Source organism: Desemzia sp. FAM 23989, assembly GCF_045528345.1.
GTDB lineage: Bacteria > Bacillota > Bacilli > Lactobacillales > Carnobacteriaceae > Desemzia.
In genome coordinates this window covers 238,777-257,513 of sequence record NZ_JBGQQT010000001.1, presented here as the reverse complement: position 1 = coordinate 257,513, position 18,737 = coordinate 238,777, and the positions used below count along the sequence as shown (strand labels likewise).

At 37.6% G+C, this 18,737-nt stretch carries 19 protein-coding genes and 1 tRNA gene; 3 read left to right on the top strand and 17 right to left on the bottom strand.

Translation table 11 applies throughout. The features are described 5' to 3' along the window. Positions 1-166: 166 nt before the first annotated feature. The 7 genes from ACEN36_RS01180 to gdhA form a co-directional block, all read right to left on the bottom strand. Positions 167-949, bottom strand: a complete 783-nt coding sequence (locus ACEN36_RS01180; RefSeq protein ID WP_407095441.1) for an inositol monophosphatase family protein — start codon at positions 947-949, stop codon at positions 167-169. Between the two features lie 78 nt (positions 950-1,027). Next, a complete protein-coding gene (locus ACEN36_RS01175; RefSeq protein WP_407095442.1) occupies positions 1,028-1,300 on the bottom strand; it encodes a UPF0223 family protein in 273 nt (90 codons plus the stop codon). Between the two features lie 248 nt (positions 1,301-1,548). Next, entirely contained in the window at positions 1,549-2,955 is a 1,407-nt protein-coding gene (gene lpdA / locus ACEN36_RS01170) for a dihydrolipoyl dehydrogenase (protein WP_407095443.1), read from the bottom strand. A gap of 12 nt (positions 2,956-2,967) precedes the next feature. Then, positions 2,968-4,590, bottom strand: a complete 1,623-nt coding sequence (locus tag ACEN36_RS01165; RefSeq protein WP_407101686.1) for a dihydrolipoyllysine-residue acetyltransferase — start codon at positions 4,588-4,590, stop codon at positions 2,968-2,970. Positions 4,591-4,738: 148 nt separating this feature from the next. Then, complete coding sequence (locus ACEN36_RS01160; protein ID WP_407101684.1) at positions 4,739-5,716, bottom strand: alpha-ketoacid dehydrogenase subunit beta; 978 nt, start codon at positions 5,714-5,716, stop codon at positions 4,739-4,741. A gap of 2 nt (positions 5,717-5,718) precedes the next feature. After that, entirely contained in the window at positions 5,719-6,828 is a 1,110-nt protein-coding gene (pdhA, locus tag ACEN36_RS01155; RefSeq protein WP_407101682.1) for a pyruvate dehydrogenase (acetyl-transferring) E1 component subunit alpha, read from the bottom strand. Positions 6,829-7,346: 518 nt separating this feature from the next. Beyond that, on the bottom strand, positions 7,347-8,693 hold the full coding sequence (gene gdhA, locus ACEN36_RS01150; protein ID WP_407101680.1) for an NADP-specific glutamate dehydrogenase: 1,347 nt from the start codon (positions 8,691-8,693) through the stop codon (positions 7,347-7,349). A 187-nt stretch (positions 8,694-8,880) separates the two neighbouring features. On the opposite strand from gdhA, the gene def reads away from it, so the two are divergent. Then, positions 8,881-9,444: a peptide deformylase gene (gene def, locus ACEN36_RS01145; RefSeq protein WP_407101678.1), complete on the top strand. Its 564-nt coding sequence runs from the start codon at positions 8,881-8,883 to the stop codon at positions 9,442-9,444. Positions 9,445-9,517: 73 nt separating this feature from the next. Here def and ACEN36_RS01140 read toward each other — a convergent pair whose 3' ends face one another. From ACEN36_RS01140 to ACEN36_RS01125, 4 genes are all read right to left on the bottom strand, one after another. After that, complete coding sequence (locus ACEN36_RS01140; RefSeq protein WP_407095449.1) at positions 9,518-10,084, bottom strand: metal-dependent hydrolase; 567 nt, start codon at positions 10,082-10,084, stop codon at positions 9,518-9,520. 302 nt (positions 10,085-10,386) lie between these two features. Continuing rightward, a tRNA-Ala gene (locus ACEN36_RS01135) sits at positions 10,387-10,459 on the bottom strand. A 65-nt stretch (positions 10,460-10,524) separates the two neighbouring features. Further along, complete coding sequence (locus tag ACEN36_RS01130; RefSeq protein WP_407125791.1) at positions 10,525-11,079, bottom strand: DUF1697 domain-containing protein; 555 nt, start codon at positions 11,077-11,079, stop codon at positions 10,525-10,527. A 50-nt stretch (positions 11,080-11,129) separates the two neighbouring features. Continuing rightward, positions 11,130-11,909 carry a Cof-type HAD-IIB family hydrolase gene (locus ACEN36_RS01125; protein ID WP_407095451.1) on the bottom strand — a complete coding sequence of 260 codons (780 nt, stop codon included), beginning with the start codon at positions 11,907-11,909 and terminating at the stop codon, positions 11,130-11,132. Between the two features lie 394 nt (positions 11,910-12,303). Between ACEN36_RS01125 and ACEN36_RS01120 the strand changes: the two genes are divergently transcribed. Continuing rightward, positions 12,304-12,519, top strand: coding sequence for a DNA-directed RNA polymerase subunit epsilon (locus tag ACEN36_RS01120; RefSeq protein WP_407095452.1), 216 nt, complete (start codon positions 12,304-12,306; stop codon positions 12,517-12,519). Beyond that, positions 12,519-14,189 carry a ribonuclease J1 gene (gene rnjA, locus ACEN36_RS01115; protein ID WP_407095453.1) on the top strand — a complete coding sequence of 557 codons (1,671 nt, stop codon included), beginning with the start codon at positions 12,519-12,521 and terminating at the stop codon, positions 14,187-14,189. The genes ACEN36_RS01120 and rnjA overlap by 1 nt, the downstream gene beginning before the upstream one ends. Before the next feature lie 68 nt (positions 14,190-14,257). Here the strand turns inward: rnjA and ACEN36_RS01110 are convergent, their stop codons facing one another. The 6 genes from ACEN36_RS01110 to udk all read right to left on the bottom strand — a co-directional run bounded on the left by ACEN36_RS01110 (position 14,258) and on the right by udk (position 18,637). Continuing rightward, positions 14,258-14,560 carry a HesB/YadR/YfhF family protein gene (locus tag ACEN36_RS01110; protein ID WP_407095454.1) on the bottom strand — a complete coding sequence of 101 codons (303 nt, stop codon included), beginning with the start codon at positions 14,558-14,560 and terminating at the stop codon, positions 14,258-14,260. Between the two features lie 120 nt (positions 14,561-14,680). Next, on the bottom strand, positions 14,681-15,313 hold the full coding sequence (locus ACEN36_RS01105) for a response regulator (RefSeq protein WP_407095455.1): 633 nt from the start codon (positions 15,311-15,313) through the stop codon (positions 14,681-14,683). After that, a complete protein-coding gene (locus ACEN36_RS01100; RefSeq protein WP_407101670.1) occupies positions 15,306-16,382 on the bottom strand; it encodes a sensor histidine kinase in 1,077 nt (358 codons plus the stop codon). Before ACEN36_RS01100 ends, ACEN36_RS01105 begins: the two co-directional genes overlap by 8 nt. After that, positions 16,379-17,116: a cell wall-active antibiotics response protein LiaF gene (gene liaF, locus ACEN36_RS01095; RefSeq protein WP_407095457.1), complete on the bottom strand. Its 738-nt coding sequence runs from the start codon at positions 17,114-17,116 to the stop codon at positions 16,379-16,381. Before liaF ends, ACEN36_RS01100 begins: the two co-directional genes overlap by 4 nt. 201 nt (positions 17,117-17,317) lie before the next feature. Then, complete coding sequence (gene greA / locus ACEN36_RS01090; RefSeq protein ID WP_407101668.1) at positions 17,318-17,797, bottom strand: transcription elongation factor GreA; 480 nt, start codon at positions 17,795-17,797, stop codon at positions 17,318-17,320. 204 nt (positions 17,798-18,001) lie between these two features. Beyond that, a complete protein-coding gene (gene udk / locus ACEN36_RS01085; RefSeq protein ID WP_407095459.1) occupies positions 18,002-18,637 on the bottom strand; it encodes a uridine kinase in 636 nt (211 codons plus the stop codon). Between the last annotated feature and the right edge of the window lie 100 nt (positions 18,638-18,737).

The following is an 18,737-nucleotide window of genomic DNA, read 5'->3' as shown; positions in this document are numbered from 1 at the left end:
TCCCCGCTAATGAAAACGCTATGAAAACGTGCAATGTTCAACTTTCAACTTTCATAGTGTAACACTTTAACGGGGCTTTGAAAAGAAAAACTTTCATTTTTTTAAGGAACGTATACAAAAGAAAACTTTTCGTGACCGTTTTTATGAAAAACATTTATCAAGCTGCTTACGATTCGTTATTGAGCATCTCAATAATTGTTTGATGGGCTGCAGGAGTAGCAACGACAACCGGATTTTTTTTCAACAAATCAATAGTGCTTCCATCGTGTTGAGTGTAGATTAAACCGAGTTCCTCAGCAATCAATTTTCCAGCGGCAATATCCCATGGCGCTAATGACGCAGCTATATATGCCACAATTCTCCCAGTGCTTGCATAGATGGTTTCAAGACCAGCTGATCCTATCATTCTAACACCATTGCTTTTACGACCGATCTTACGGACAGTATCGTTATTCCCAGACAATAAAAGACTGCTGATAGCTACCAATCCATTTTCCAGCCCTATATCGCTGATTTCACCCACTGGTTGTCCATTACAACTAACTCCATTATCCTTGATTGCAGAATACAATTCATCTTTCATAACGTCATAAATATAACCCATCTGTCCTACGCCGTCTTTATATAATGCAATCATGATAGCAAAATCATTGTGCTGTTTGACAAAATTAAGTGTTCCATCAATTGGATCAATAATCCAAACGTTTCCTGACAAGTCTTGAATGTCTTTATTATTGCTTTCTTCCGCAAAAATACGTTCACCTGGAAAATGTTGTTGAATGTTATCAATCAAAAATTTTTCTGTTTTTTTATCCATCTCTGTTACTAAGTCATTGCGGTTTGTTTTTTCTTCTACTTGAATCGTCTCTTTAAAAGAGTGCTTAATTTTTTCCCCTGCTTCTAAAATCCATTCTGTTATGAGCCGATCTCTTTTTTCTACTTGATCCAACTGATTACATCCTCTCATTTGATTTAGAATAGCGCAGCTTATTTTCTGCCTTTCAAATTTCAACTATTGTTTATTACATTATAAGCGAATGATTTTTTTTTCGCTTTCTTTTGCAGCTTTGACTACTTGATATAATGAATAACCGGAAGCAGCCTCAAATTTATTGCCCCAACTTTTTTCTTCCCCTTTAGAGGGAACTACTTTTTTAAACAATGCATACTGCGCTAAAAACACTTCTCGTTCAACGCCCTTTTCATATGCCAACTCTACTAACCTCCATAACTGAACCACATCTACCAATTCATCTTTTGACCAGTCTAAATCTAATGGATACTCATAATTTTTTTCCATATTACTATCCTCATTTACTCATTTTTATCGTTTTTCTTCTTTTTTATTATAACAAAAAAGGAATGATATTGCTTTACTCAGCTTTCTCCTATATTTGTCGATAAACACGAGAGGGTATTTATTGATGTAGCAAGACGAGAATTAATTTACACAAAAAGAAGCTGAGACAAGGTCCCAGCTTCTTTTTGATAGATTCAAGCAAAAATTTCAACTCGGTAGTTTACACAAATACCGAAACTGCAACAATTTTACATGTGAATTGGCATACCCAATGCTGCTTCAGCAGCATCCATTACAGCTTCGCCTAAAGAAGGGTGAGCATGAATGGTAAGAGAAATATCTTCCGCATTCATACCACTTTCAACAGCTAAACCTAATTCAGCGATCAAGTCACTTGCACTAACTCCAGCAACTTGAGCTCCGACAATAACATTGTCTTCTTTAGTAACTACTAAACGAACAAATCCTTCTGTCGCGTCTAGAGAGAGAGCACGACCGTTACCTGCTAATGGGAATTTAACTGATTTAACATCTAATCCTTTTTCTTTAGCCTCTTTTTCATTCAAACCAACGATGGCAATTTCAGGATCTGTAAACGCAACTGCTGGCATAGCACGATAGTCAACAGCAACTTTTTTACCAGAAATAGCTTCAGCAGCTACTTTAGCTTCATAACTTGCTTTATGAGCTAACGCAGCCCCAGGAACGATGTCTCCGATAGCATAAATGTGATCAACGTTAGTACGCCCTTGTGCGTCAACTTCAATTAAGCCACGGTCAGTCATATTGATTCCAACAGCTTCTAGACCTAAATCGTCTGTGTTTGGACGACGGCCTACAGTTACCATTACATAGTCAGCTTCAACAGATTCTTCTTTTCCATTTGCTTCATATTTAACTGTAACTCCGTTGTCTGTTTCAACAGCTTCTTTAGCCATTGCTTTTGTAACAACAGTAACCCCTTTAGATTTGAAGTTCTTTTCAACCAATTTAACGACGTCTTTTTCAAAACCGCCTAAGATCGAACCTGCTCCTTCAAGAATAATCACCTCAGCACCCAAGTTAGCATAAGCTCCAGCTAATTCACTACCAATATAGCCTCCGCCTACAACAACTAATTTTTTAGGTACTTCTTTCAGGTTCAAACCGCCAGTTGAATCGATCACGCGTCCACCAAATTTAAATCCTTTGATTTCGATTGGACGACTACCAGTTGCGATAATAGCGTTTTTGAACGTGTAAGTTTGTGCGCTCATTTCAGTCATCACACGCATTGTGTGATCATTGTTGAAATATGCTTCTCCGCGTAAAATTTCTACTTTGTTCTTTTTAAGCAACATTTCGATACCGCTAGTCAACGTGTTCACTACTTTGTTGTCTTTCCATTCTTGAGTTTTAGTAAAATCAAGAGTGACGTTTTCTGTAGAAACACCAAAAACTGATGAATCTAGAGCTTCTTGGTACCGATGTCCCGCGCTTATTAATGCTTTTGAAGGGATACATCCAACGTTTAAACAAACGCCTCCAATGTATTCTCTTTCAACAATCGCTACTTTTTGTCCTAATTGTGCTGCACGAATAGCCGCAACGTATCCGCCGGGGCCTGATCCTACGACAACTGTGTCTAATTCTACTGCGAAATCTCCTACTACCATGTAATTTTCACCTTAACCTTCCATTAATAACAATTCTGGATCTGCCAATAATCTTTTAATGTTGTTCATTGCTTTTTGAGCGGTAGCTCCATCGACAATACGGTGGTCAAAGCTTAATGAAAGTTTCATCATACGTCCAACAACAATTTCGCCTTCAGCATTCACAACTGGTTGTTGCGCAATCGTTCCAACACCTAAAATAGCTACTTCTGGGTAGTTGATTACTGGAGTAAACCAGCCGCCGCCTACTGAACCAATGTTACTGATTGAGATTGAACCGTTTCTCATATCTGCAGCAGCTAATTTACCTTCGTGAGCTTGAGCTGCCTTTTCATTAATTTCATCAGCGATAGTGAACATACCTTTTGCATCAGCATTTTTAACGTTTGGTACGTACAATCCATTATCAGTATCTGTTGCAATACCGATGTTAATGTAGTTTTTGTACACAATTTCTTGTGTTGCATCATCAATTGATGCATTCATTACTGGGAAAGCTTTAACTGTTGCCGACAATGCTTTAACAACATACGGTAAGAACGTAAGTTTCGTTCCTTTGTCAGCAGCAATTGTTTTGAATTTCTTACGGTGATCCCATAATTTAGAAACTTCCACTTCGTCATGTAATGTAACATGAGGAGCAGTTTGTTTACTGTTTACCATAGCTTTAGCAATAGCTTTTCTCATACCAGTCATTTTTTCGCGAGTTTCTGATTCTTCCATAGAAGAAGAGAAAGGTTGTGCAGCTGGAGCTGCTTCTTTTTTACTTGCTGTTTCTTTAGCTGGAGTTGCTGCAGCTGTTTCTTCTTTAGCTGGAGCAGCAGTTTCACCAGCCATAAAGCTTTGTACATCAGCTTTAGTTGTACGTCCGCCTTTACCAGATGGAGTAACTAATGCGATTTCTACATCGTTGTCACGTGCAAATTGACGTACAGATGGCATAGCCAATACGCGCTCGTTACGTTCACCAGTTTGAGGTGTTGATGCAGCAGGTTTGCTTTCAGTTGAAGTTGAAGCAGTAGCCTCAGCTGCAGGAGCTGATTCATCAACATATCCTGGAGCATCGATTTCAACAAGAATATCGCCCACACTTGCTACTGTTCCTTCAGAAACTAAAATGCTTTTGATTGTTCCTGATACTGGGGAAGCAATTTCTTCAACAGATTTATCGTTTTGAATTTCAGCAATTGAATCTTCTTCTTCAATTGTGTCTCCTTCAGCGATCAACCATTTTACGATTTCCCCTTCTGCCATTCCTTCACCAACGTCTGGCATTTTGAATTTGTAGATTGAAGAACCAGTTGATCCAGAAGTTGCTGGGTCAACAGCTTTTTCTTCTACTGCAGGAGAAGCTGGAGTAGATGGAGCTGCTGCTTCTTCACTGTCATCTTCGTATCCAGGAGCATCGATTTCAATCAATACGTCACCAACACTTGCTACTGTTCCTTCAGCTACTAAGATTTTTTTGATTGTTCCAGAAACTGGAACTGCGATTTCTTCAACAGATTTATCGTTTTGGATCTCAGCAACTGAATCTTCTTCCTCTACTGTATCTCCTTCAGCGACTAACCATTTTACGATTTCGCCTTCTGCCATTCCTTCGCCAACATCTGGCATTTTAAATTTGAAAGCCATGTTTTATTTCTTCCTTTCTTTCTCTCACTGTAGTTGTTAAATCACTTTTTGATAACAAACACATGAATGAATGTCCTTTTTTATCAAAGTCCATTCATTCATATTTTATTAAAAATCTTCTTTTTAATAAAGTAATTACTCTTCTATATTAGAAGTTTACAGTTTCTTTAATTTGTTCCAAGATATCTTTTGCGTTAACGTTCCAGTCGTCTTCAGCAAGACCAAATGGGAAAATTGTATCAGGAGCTGCTACAAATCCTACAGGAGCTTCAAGAGATAAAACAGAACGTTGCGAGATTTCAGAAATAACGGTTGCACCAACACCTGCTTGGCGTTGAGCCTCTTGAACAACTACCGCGCGTCCAGTTTTTTCAACTGATGCAACGATTGTTTCAATATCCAATGGAGATATAGTACGCAAGTCGATAATTTCTACAGAAATGCCTTCTTTTTCTAATTCATCAGCAGCTTTCAATGATTCACGAACCATTGCGCCGTAAGTGATAACAGAAACATCTTTACCTTCACGAGCCACAGCAGCTTTTCCTAGAGGAACTGTATATTGTTCTTCAGGAACTTCGTCACGGAATGAACGGTAAAGTTTCATGTGTTCTAAGAAAACAACTGGGTCGTTGTCACGAATAGCTGAAATCAATAGACCTTTTGCATCGTACGGGTTAGAAGGAACAACTACTTTCAAACCTGGTGATTGAGCAAATAATCCTTCAAGGTTATCGGCGTGCAATTCTGGAGTATGAACTCCTCCACCAAACGGCATACGGAAAGTAATCGGCATAATACGAGTGCTGCCCATACGGTAACGAGTACGAGCTGCTTGAGCAACGATTGAATCCATTACTTCAAAGATAAATCCAATAAATTGAACTTCAGGTACTGGACGGAAACCTTGTAGAGCTAAACCAATAGCCATTCCACCAATTGCTGATTCAGATAGTGGAGTATCGCTTACGCGGTCCTCACCATACTTATCGCTTAGTCCTTCAGTAGCACGGAAAACTCCACCGTTTTTACCAACGTCTTCACCGAAAATCATCACTTTATTGTCTTGTGCCATTTCTTGATCTAAGGCTTCAGTGATTGCTTGAATCATTGTTTTTTGTGCCATGCTTATTTACTCTCCTTTGCTTCGTACTTCGCAATTTGCTCTTGCGTTACTTGTCCTGGTTCTTCAAACATGTTTTTCAAGAAACCAGAGATTTTTTGTTTAGGTGCTTTGTCTGCTTCTTTAGCAGCTTCTTTGATTTCTTCTTTAGTTTTTTCAATGTAAGCTTCTTCTTTTTCTTCAGTCCATAGACCTTTAGCAGTCAAGAAGTTACGGAAACGGATTAATGGGTCGCGTTGTGCCCAGTAATCGAAACTTTCTTGCTCACGGTAACGAGTTGGGTCATCTCCAGAAGTTGAGTGAGGACCGAAACGAGAAGTAATTGTTTCAATTAAAACAGGACCATTTCCTGCTAAAGCCCATTCTCTAGCTTGTTTAGATACAGCATAAACTGCTAATGGATCCATACCATCTACTTGGATACCTGGAATTCCAACTGCTGCAGCTTTTTGGGCCAATGTTTTAGCGCCAGTTTGTTTTTCGCGAGGAGTTGAAATAGCATATCCGTTATTTTGAATGTAAAATACGATTGGAGCTTTGTAACGGCTTGCGTAGTTGATTCCTTCATAGAAGTCTCCTTGTGAAGAACCACCATCACCAGTATAGGTGAATGTTACAGCGTTATCGCCGTTTAATTTTTGACCAACAGCGCTACCCATCGCTTGAATGATTTGAGCCCCGATAATGATTTGTGGAGGCATAGCGTGTAAATCTTCTGGATAATTGTTTCCTTCAACATGTCCTCTTGACCATAAGAATGCTTTGCTAACAGGAAGCCCGTGTTGAATCAATTGCGGGATATCACGGTAGCCTGGGAACAACCAGTCTTCTTTAGTAAATGCATAATGACTTGCAAGTTGAGATGCTTCTTGACCAGCAGTAGGTCCATAGAAACCTAAACGTCCTTGACGAGCTAATGCCATTGAACGTTCATGTAAGATACGAGACCACACCATTTTCTCCATTAATTCTACTAACTGATCATCAGTTAAATCAGGCATAATGTCTTCGTTTACGACATTTCCGTCCTTGTCTAAGATTTGTACCATTGGATAAGCAGCATCAATTGCACTTAACAACGCTTCATAATCTACAGGTTGTTTATTGTTAGCCATTTAATACCCATTCCTCTCTTTTATAACAATCTAATTTCCAAACCATTAATACAGATTTCAAAAACTGTATTAATTCAGTCCGTTTACTCTACAAATTTATCACTCTTTAAACTATTTTGCAAGCACTTTATATTACACTAATAAACTAAATGGTCCTTTTATCTAAAACAAGAAGGTTTCCTCTTTATTAAAACAAATCTCTTTTTCTGTTTTATAGAAAACTTCCTCGTAATAAGGAGTGGTAACGCTTTTCTTCCATTCATTCAAGGCATGACTTAAGAGCGCAGATAATTAGTACGCCTGTTCACAATATCTGTTATATAAACAGGAAATTCCTGTACCATTTACTAGCGTTTCAAGATTTTTTTCATTCCAAAACCTTAAATTGTCTATACTTTCCGATCCAATCTTACAGCTGAATGAAAAACACTCTGCTTTTTTCGTTAATATTTATTACACGAAACGGCGCACAAGAAAAGGAAGCGGTTTTTATTCCGCTTCCTTTTGCTTCTTTCTATTTAGACTATCCCTTGGCTTAACATAGCAAAAGCCACTTTGTTGAATCCGGCAATATTTGCACCAGCTGCAAAATCACCTTCAATACCATATTCTTTAGCAGTCTCACTAATTTGTCGGTAAATAGTTTTCATAATGGATTTTAATTCAGCATCCACTTTTTCAAATTCCCAGCTTAATCGTTGGCTGTTTTGGGACATCTCCAGAGCAGACACAGCTACTCCACCAGCATTTGCCGCTTTAGCCGGTCCAAATAAGATACCAGCTTTTTGCAATTTCTTAGAACTTTCTAAATCTGTGGGCATGTTAGCACCTTCTGCAAGCGCATAAACTCCATTTGCAATAATGGTTTCTGCAGCTTCACCAAATATTTCATTTTGAGTAGCACATGGCAAGGCAATACCATAGTTTATTTTGTGGTTCCATACATTTCCTTCAAAGTACTCTGCTTCAGGACGTTGAGCAACGTATTCAGAGATACGGCCACGTCTCTTTTCTTTAATCTCTTTTACAAGTTCGATATCAATTCCTGCTTCATCAATAATGTAACCGTCAGAATCAGAACAAGCGATTACGACACCTTCATATTCCTTCACTTTTTCCATCGCATAAATGGCTACATTTCCGCTTCCGGAAACGACTACTTTTTGGTGTTTAAACGTTTTTCCTGCATCTTTTAACATAGCTTTAGTAAAATAAACCAATCCATAACCAGTCGCTTCAGTTCTTCCGATACTTCCGCCATACAATAGAGGTTTTCCAGTTAATACACCGTTTTGAGATTCATTCAATTTTTTGTATTGTCCATACAAATAACCGATTTCCCTTGCTCCTACACCAATATCTCCTGCAGGAACATCCGTGTCTGGACCAATGTATTTTTGCAATTCAGTCATTAGACTTTGGCAAAAACGCATGACTTCTCCATCGGACTTGCCTCTTGGATTAAAATCGCTGCCGCCTTTCCCTCCGCCGATAGGTAATCCTGTTAAACTATTTTTAAAGATTTGTTCAAAACCTAAAAATTTGACGATGCTTTGATTCACTGTAGGGTGAAATCTCATACCACCTTTATAAGGACCAATCGCTGAATTGAATTGAACACGAAAAGCTCGATTGACAACAACTTCCCCTTGATCATTTACCCAGGGAACTCTAAATTGGATAATTCTCTCAGGCTCCACTAAACGTCCTAAAATATTTTGTTGCATCAATTCGGGATGTGACGCCAAGACAGGTTCAATAGAGTCAAAAAACTCGCGAACAGCTTGTAAAAATTCCGGCTGATAAAAATCTCTTTCGCTTACTTCTTGGTACACTTCTTCAATATATTTTTTTGCATCTGACATAAAATTTCCCCTATCCATTAAAATATAAAAGTTTGTTGAAAAGATGACTTTTTTATTATCGCACATTTCATCAAAGATAAAAAGAACAAATACTCGTGCAATATCCCTTCATTCCTGTTAAAATGAAAGAGTTGAAAATAATCTTAAGGGGTACGAAATCCCTATATTTAGTAGGAGTGAAATAGTAATGATTACAATGAAAGACATTATTCGAGAAGGCCATCCTACTCTTCGCCTCGTTGCCAAAGAACTAGAACTCCCTTTATCACAAGAAGTTATTGACACGGGGCATGAAATGATGGAATTCTTAGTCAATAGTCAAGATCCGGAAATAGCAGAAAAATATGAGTTAAGAGCTGGTGTAGGTTTAGCCGCTCCTCAAATCAATCAATCCATCCGTATGCTGGCTGTTCATATTCCCGGAATCGAAGAAAATAGTGATGAATATATTCTAAGTACTGTTATGGTCAATCCTAAAATCGTCAGTCACTCTGTTCAGTCTTCTTGCTTAGCTGAAGGTGAAGGCTGTCTATCTGTTGACCGCGATGTGTCTGGTTATGTTCCACGCCACAGCAGAATAACTGTGACGTATTACGATTTAAATGGCGAAAAACAAAAAGTACGTTTGAAAAATTATGCAGCTATGGTAGTCCAACATGAAATTGATCATTTGAACGGTGTGATGTTCTACGATCGCATCAACGAAGAAAATCCATTTGATTTAGAAGAAGGAACAAACGTGATTTCTTAATCTTTCTATTCATATGAAAATAATGCAGCAAAAAGGAGACGATAAAAATCGTCCCCTTTTTGTGTTGAACAAATTAAATAAAATACGTATTTTTGATTTGGTTTAAGACATTTTGAATCTCGGGCAATGGAAAAGTGAGTTGTGCAAATAAATCTGTCTGCACAATTTGATACACTAAAATTGCCGAAGCAATGATGAAAATAGCCCATTCACTTCCTCTGCCAGTTGTATAATATACTCGCTTTAGTCCAAATTGAATATTTTTATTGTATAAAGGCTGCAACCAAGCGATACCATACTTCGAAAAAGAATCTTCTACTAAATGAGCGAAAAAGCCCATTAAGAACCAAGTCGCCCAATCGATCGGCCAGTCAAACGTCACTGACAGAAACCGAAAAACCGCTGTAAAAAAAACGGCTCCTGCTAAAGAATGGACAATTCCTCTGTGCCCGAATAATTTCCTCATTCCGTCACTCACTATCGGCAGTCTTTTACCTATAAAAGATCCCGGATGGTCAATATCAGGAAATAGCGCTCCTATGCCTAAAACAGCCAGATTTCCTATCGTTAAAGAATCTGAAGAGGCCAACATTGGTAAAGCAGCCGCATAAGTAACGACTAAATGTGTTTTGTACTGCATCTTTTCTCCTTTCAAAAAGTAAACACCTTTAACACTAAACAAAAAAATTCTCATTCTTACTATTCAGGGAGGATGTCTAAAAATAATCATTTGCGGCTAGGTCTCGTTGATAAATACCTGCACACAAAAATGTCTTCGCTCAACAAAAGAAATCCCTCTTTTACACGAGAGAACACACGTTCAATTGTAGCATAATTGCGATTAAATTACTTTATCTTTTAACAGGAGAAGCAAAAAAGCCGCTAAAACATACAGAACATTAGTCCTGCCCAAGTTTTAACGACTTCTTTTAAATGATGGTATGGAGATAAGGGGGCTCGAACCCCTGACCTCTACGCTGCCAGCGTAGCGCTCTCCCAGCTGAGCTATACCCCCAGAAACAACATCCTTATTATACCACTGACGTTGTTTTTGTACACTTTTTTTTGCTCATAAAGTCTTTATTTTTCTATCTGCTCTTGGGACATAGCCCATAATTTTCGAGTAGTATTTGCATTGCGGATCGTTACCTGTTGATAGGATTTTGTCCCAATGATTTTTGAAAACCGCGTCCGACTGTATTTTTCTACTGAAGCACTCCAAAAAAGGATATTGCCTATGTAAGACACTTTTTCTAGATCATTGTTGATAGGCCCCACTCCAGACAATACGTCTTCTGCTGAGGCCGGATAAACGACAAATAGAGCATTGTGTCTCATAGCAGGATTTGCTCCCCACCATGATGGAGCATGTTGAATTGCCTCCGCTAACTCGTCAGCTGTAACAATCGCAACGATCACAGGAAAACCAAATGCTGCTTCAATGATCTGCTGACAATAATCTTGAAGCGTTTGTTCTCTACTTTTCCAATCCGCTTCAAATACGATGTTTCCACTGTTGATATATGTAGCGACTTCTGTAAAGCCTGCATCCAAAAAGCACTTCTTCAACTCTTGCATCGGCACTCTGTTTTTACCGCCAACATTGACTCCTCGAAGCAAAGCAACCATCTTCATAATGTTTGTCCCCTTTTTAGTCATCTCCGATAGGAAAATAACTGTTTCAGCTAAATCAAGTTCATTTCTTTTAATGCAATCGCAATGCCATCTTCATTGTTATTAGCCGTTACTTTATTTGCACGTAGTTTGATCGTTTCGAGAGCATTTCCCATTGCCACACCTGTACCCACTTCTGTGATCATTTCTAAATCATTCAATCCATCTCCGAAAGCAATGATATCTTCTCTCTCAAAACCTTGATCAGCAGATAATTTAAGAATGGTTTTAGCTTTTGATCCACCACGAGGCAATATATCCACTCCAGCATCGTGCCAACGGACAAATTTGAATTTAGGAAATTGTCCATTTTCATAAATTGCTTGATCTTCTTCACGATAAAACAACAGCGCTTGAACAAGCTTATTCGTTTTGTAAAAGTCACTGTTGTATTCCGGTACTCCAAAGCCTACTGCTTCCATAGCAGTTTTGATATTCGCATCGACAAATTCATCTCGTCTTTTAAGCATAAAAGGTGTTTCATACACCATTTGATGTTGATTTCGATCGGCTACCGTCAGTAATCTTTCAAAATCAGCCGCATCTAAAGGGTTTTCGTATACTTGTTCATCATGGAAAAACCCAGCTGATCCATTACAAACAATGTAATTTTTCAAGTCCAGCTCATCGATCACGACTTTAGCCATAGCATAGTTTCTTCCTGTTGCTATTGCAATTTCATGACCATTAGACTGCAATTCCTGCAGCGCTTCTTTAGTACTTGTCAGTATTTTTTTCTCGTCATTTAATAGTGTGCCGTCAATATCAAAAAAAAGGATTTTCTTCTTCATTTGATTACCTACTCTCCAAAATTCTATCTTCCCTATCCCATTCTATCGGATTAGAGACTAAAAGAAAAGCTGATATTGAAAACCTTTTTATGCTAAAAAATCAGCCATGAAAAACCTTTTATCTTCTCCATACTACTGCTCCGGATAGAGAACTTCGTTTGCTTACATCAAGTCTTCCAATCTATACTTAATGTGCAAACTGTGTTAAACTATTTATAGCCGTTGTGGTTAACCACAACAACCAGTTCGGGAGAAAAAATGTACATTAGGAGATAAATCGATCGTCTTTTATCAAAAATCGTTTATTTTTTGTACCCAAATTTAATTTATTTACAGAATTATTTAATTTGCTTTTTACTTTTAAAAGAATGAAAGATTAAAGGAGAGAATAGATATGATATTTAAAGTAACTTATCAAGAAGAGAAAATCAGAAATCCAAAGAGAGAAGAAACAAAATCTCTTTACGTTGAAGCAGAAACAGATGTAGATGCACGTGCAATGGTTGAAGAAAACACCCCCTATAACGTTGAATTTGTTCAACTTTTAGACCCAGCACACTTAGCATACGAACAAAAAAGTCCTGACTTCACTTTGACGGAGTTTAGCTAATGAAACCAAACATCAAAAATAATGAAGCTGCCGTATTTGCCATTGGGGGATTAGGCGAAATTGGGAAAAACACATACGGTGTTCAATTCCAAGATGAAATCATCTTGATTGATGCTGGTATCAAGTTTCCTGAAGATGATTTGCTCGGTATCGATTATGTCATTCCTGACTATAGTTATATCGTACAAAACATTAGTAAAATAAAAGGTTTATTCATTACTCATGGTCACGAAGATCATATTGGCGGGATTCCATTTTTACTGCAACAAGTAAACATCCCTATTTATGCAGGACCATTAGCATATGCCTTAATTCAAAACAAATTAAATGAGCGCGGATTATTGCGTGATGCAGAACTTCATAAAATCGATGAACATGATGTCATCAAGTTCCGTAAAACAAGTGTCAGCTTTTACCGGACGACTCACAGTATTCCTGAAGCATATGGAATTATTGTAAAAACACCGCCCGGTAATATTGTTCACACAGGGGATTACAAATTTGATTTCACTCCTGTCGGCGAACCTGCTGACCTACACCGTATGGCAAAAATCGGTGATGAAGGAGTACTGGCTCTCCTTTCTGATAGTACTAATGCAGAAATACCAAACTTTACAAAATCTGAACAAGTTGTTGGCGACTCTATCACCAGCATCATGCAAAAAGTCGAAGGACGTATCATTTTTGCAACTTTCGCATCAAATATTTCTAGACTGCAACAAGTAGCTGATGCAGCTATCAAGACCGGCCGAAAAATTGCTGTTTTTGGTAGAAGCATGGAAGCTTCTGCAGTTACCGGACGTGAATTAGGTTACATCACTGCTCCCGAGGAAATATTTGTAGATCAAAGAGAGATCAATCGTTATCCAGCCAATGAAACAATCATTTTATGTACAGGTTCTCAAGGTGAACCGATGGCTGCTCTTAGTCGAATTGCGAACGGTACTCACCGTCAGATTCAAATACAGCCTGGAGATACTGTTATTTTCTCCAGCTCACCTATTCCTGGAAATACAACCAGCGTAAACCGTTTGATCAACTTATTGTCAGAAGCTGGAGCAAATGTGATTCATGGTAGATTAAACAACGTCCATACTTCTGGTCACGGTAGTCAACAAGAACAAAAATTGATGCTGCGTTTGATGAAACCGAAATACTTTATTCCTATTCACGGTGAATACAGAATGCAGAAAATTCATGCTGGTCTTGCTGAACAGACTGGTGTTCCAAAAGAAAATTGCTTTATCGCTGAAAATGGAGACGTTATTGCATTTACAGAAGATTCTGCACGCAGAGCCGGTCACTTTGAGGCTGGTGACGTGTATGTTGATGGTAAAGGAATTGGAGATATCGGGAATGTCGTGTTGCGTGACCGTAAATTATTATCTGAAGAAGGTTTATTAGTAGTCGTGGTGACCATTGACTTCAAAACTCATGAAGTTTTAGCTGGACCCGATATTCTTTCTCGAGGATTTATTTACATGCGCGAATCAGGAAAATTGATTCATGATGCACAAAATGTCGTTTCTCGCAGTCTTGCGAAAGAAATGAAAAAAGAGTCTATCACAGAACATTCTGTTAAAAATGAAATCATCCAAAGCTTAAAACCATTCTTGTACGAGCGTACAGAAAGAAGCCCTATGATTTTACCGGTTATTATGCCGATTTAAAAAGAATAAAAAAGGAATTGAGCTAAACAGCTCAATTCCTTTTTTTTTGGTTTAGTTGTATTAATTTGTTACGCGCTCTGCTCATTAAAATGATAAACCGGTTCGTCTCTTTCAGCATCATAATCCACTTCTAGATCGTATCCGCTAAAAAACCAGTCATCATGATTATTGATATAGTAAACGACACCATTTATTTCGGTAGAAACCATTACATCAGAACCAGGTTTATCTACAGCCATTCCCACTGAAAAACCTTCGTGTACTTCTGTTTTACCGTAAACCTTTCCAGAAAAATGGATTCCTGAACCTTCCGATAAACCTAACTCCTCTTGAAACCATTGTTGTGCTGCTTTTGTCACATCTATTTTCATTTTATTTACACAGGAACCGAATCCCTGTGATCCCCCTCTCAGTGATTTGCTTATCTTCAGTTTATCACAGAAAATAAAACTTTACACCTGAGATAAAAAAGAACCACTTTCTTTATCCCTTTATTCAATCAACTGATTTTTAAACGCATAGATCGTTGCTTGTGTGCGATCATCTACTTCAAGTTTTGAGAGGATATTGGACACATGTGTTTTGACCGTTTTTAATGTAATAAAGAGCTCATCAGCTATATCTTGATTCGATTTACCCTGAGCGATCAATAACAAAATCTCTCTTTCGCGGCTCGTTAAATCATCATGTAATTTATGTTCTTGCTTCTTAGAAAAACGCTCCATCATTTTTCCAGTTACTTCAGGCTCTAAAACAGATTCCCCTTTGTATGTATTGCGGATAGCAACAGCGATATCGTTTGCAGTTGACGTCTTCAGGATATAACTGGATGCTCCTGCTTCCAAAGCAGGATATACTTTTTCATCATCAATAAAGCTCGTCAAAATAATGATTTTTGCTTCAGGCCAGTCTTTTAATATACTTTGTGTAGATTCAATCCCGTTCATTTCATCCATGACCAGATCCATTAAAATAATGTCTGGCTTAAGCGATAGGGCTTTTTCATAACCTATTTTTCCATTTTCCGCTTCCCCGATAACTTCAATATCCGATTGAATCGTTAAATAAGACGACAAACCAAGTCGCACCATTTCATGGTCATCTACCAATAACACTTTAATCATGATTCATTTCACTCTCCTTAATGACTGGTATTTTGATCTCAATACTTGTTCCTTTTCCTGAAAAGCTGATGATTTTACAAGTTCCACCCATTCCAATTACTCGCTCACGGATATTTTGCAACCCATAACTTCCTACCGTCTTTTTCTGCGGATCGAATCCTACTCCATCATCCATCACTCTCAAAGACACTGTATTGTCTACATTATCCAAATACACCTCCAACTCGTGGGCTTTCGCGTGCCGTAATGTATTCGACAACAATTCTTGAACGATACGGAACAGATGATCTTCGATTCCTTTAGGCAGAGATATATCAGCCACTGACCAAGACAATTGAATCTGGATTTTTGTACTCAACTCCTTTAATAATTGTTCGATGCCCTGCTTCAAGCTCTTACCTTCTAGATTCACTGGTCTTAAATGAAGGAGCAACGCTCTCATTTCTGATTGAGCTTCATTGATGATTCTCTCAATCATATCCATTTGTTTACGAGTAGCGTCATCTGCGCCAGCTAATTGTTGATTTAAGGCAGATAGCATCATCATTGCAGCAAATAACTGTTGACTGACAGAATCATGTAATTCCCGTGCTAAGCGGTGACGCTCTTGCTCCAGTATTTCTTCTTTAGTCTGACCATCTACAAATTTAGGCAGATTGCTGCTCTTTTGTACTTCTCGAGACAATTCCAATAACTTCTCTCGAATCACATCTATATCCTTTTCAAGGAGCTCTATGGCGGATAAAGAATAAAAATCATTATCTAAAGGTTTTTGAAATGCAACAGCTTCATAATTTCCATTAGCCAATTCTTCTAACAGCTTAAACAATTGCTTATTTTGTTTACGAATCGAAATATAACCATATAAAGCAATAATTGCGGCTATGATTCCAGCCAGTACAAATAAATACAAGAAAATAGGAATGTAAAAAAAATGTCTCGTTACTAATTCAACATACCAAGTGTCCGGGTAAACGGTGTAACTAAAAGAAGCCGTTACAAAAAATAAAATCAAAAAGGCTAAACCAAAGGCCAAAAAGAACAATTTCCCAGTTGCCTTTTTATTCATATGGCGATCACCTCTAAATCTCCCACCCCTACAGAAGTGATAACTTTTAATTTCCGGTTATGAAGATCATAGTCCTTACTGTACATTTTGACTGATTCATTTACCAAAGAAAGCTCTTCTGTCTCAAATAGCACCTTTCCTTTGATTGCACTGTGTTCAATCATTACACCGACACCTTTAGGAACTAAAATGCGTGTCTTTCCAAATCCTTTACGAATAACGATATAACTTTCTGCTTTTGGAAGAAACGTGTTTCCCAAATCTACAATAGTATCACCCATTAAGATGGAAAAATTGATATCATCCCATTCGAAAATCGATTGCCCAATTTTATGATGACCGATCCAATCCTGTTTTTTTCGTTTACCGTTTTTTGGAGTTTGTTCTGCTGCTTCCACTACAATGATGTCTTTTTCATTCCAAGGTGCTTTTTTAAATAATTTACCGCTCAGATTATTCATGAAGATTCCATTGTCTTTGATTGCGATAAACATAAAAGTGAACAACACGATGATCCAAAAAGCACTAGTAGACAGTACCGCAAACGATAGTAGAAAAACACCTACTAAATAAGAGGGGATCTTATTTTCCTTTTTAGATTGGCTAGTGGTAACCAGCATGATTATCCCACTAATAGCTAATACAGCCATAAATAAATTAGTGGTCAATTGATAGAAAAACCAAATAATCAATAAGGCTTCTACGGTCAAGAAAAATTTCCAATGGCTTCTCATTTGCTGTATCTCCTTCTTACTGTCCTATTCTTTAGAACGTTCAATTTCTCTTCCTACAGTATACCGTTTTCTCTAAAAAACATATAGTGTTCTAAAGCAGGAAATTCATCTACGACTTAAGACTGATAGACAATCATTCTAAATTCAAAAAAGCTGCCCCTTTATGAAAAAGGGCAGCTGCATGTAAAACAGAATAAAGAATTAAGCAAATTCAACATTCGTAATTTTAATTGTCATATCTCCACCTGGAGTTTGAATAACGACTTCTTCTCCGACCTTTTTACCAATCAATGATTTAGCAATTGGTGAATCGTTTGAGATTTTTCCGTTAAACGGATCAGCTTCTGCACTACCAACGATAAAGTACTCTTCTTCATCACCATCTGGTAATTCAATAAATGTTACTCTTTTACCTAGTGAAACTTCATCAGCAGCTGTTTCTGAACTATCAATAATTTCAGCAAAACGCAGCATTGTCTCTAGACGAGTAATTCTGCCTTCTACAAATGCTTGTTCATCTTTAGCTGATTCGTATTCAGAGTTTTCAGACAAATCTCCGAAACTGCGAGCGATTTTGATTCGCTCAATAATTTCTTTTCGTTTTTCTGTTTTTAACAGATCTAATTCTTCTTCTAATTTTTCTTTACCTTCAATTGTCATAGGGTATACGCGTTCAATCATTATATTTCTCTCCTCTAAGTTAAGCTACTCAAATTGGTAGCGTCATCAATGCTTGTATATTTATAATAATGACAAGATACCACGACACAAAGCAATTGTAAATAACAAATAAATTAATTTTGGTTCTTTTAGGAAATTCTTTAAAGTTTTAGTCTTATTTAGGGGCTAACTTTCTTTCGTAAGAAATACAAATACACAATTGTATTATTCTCGGTAATCAATGATACTATGAATTTTAGTCGTCATTAAGTCAATTGCCACTTGATTGCGACCACCTTCAGGAATCACAATGTCCGCATAACGCTTTGTCGGTTCTACAAATTGATTGTGCATCGGTTTAACCACATTTAAATACTGTTCAATAACAGAATCCAACGTACGACCACGCTCTTCTATATCTCGTTTGATACGACGAATGATACGAATATCATCATCTGTGTCCACGTAAACTTTTATGTCCATCAATTCACGCAATTTCGGATCATCTAAAATCAAGATTCCTTCTACAATAATCACTTCTTTTGGTTCTTGATGAATGATTTTATCACTACGAGTATGTCTAGAATAATCATAGACCGGTTTATCGATCGCTTTAAATTCAATCAAATCATGCAAATGTTGAACTAACAGCTCTGTATCAAATGCAAAAGGATGATCATAATTGGTTTTTAAGCGTTCTTCAAATGAAAGCTCACTTTGATCCTTATAATAGAAATCTTGTTCCAACATTAAGATAGAATGACCAGAAAAATGATCAAAAATCGCTCGGCTAACACTTGTTTTCCCGCTACCTGAACCTCCTGTCACCCCAATAACGATAGGTTTTGTTAATTTATTCATTGCATTTGCCCCTTTTCATTTAAAAAAGCTGGAAAGTTCTTCCAGCCTCTATCTTTTTTTCTATTCTTACTAAACAACTTACTTCTATTCACCAAAAGAT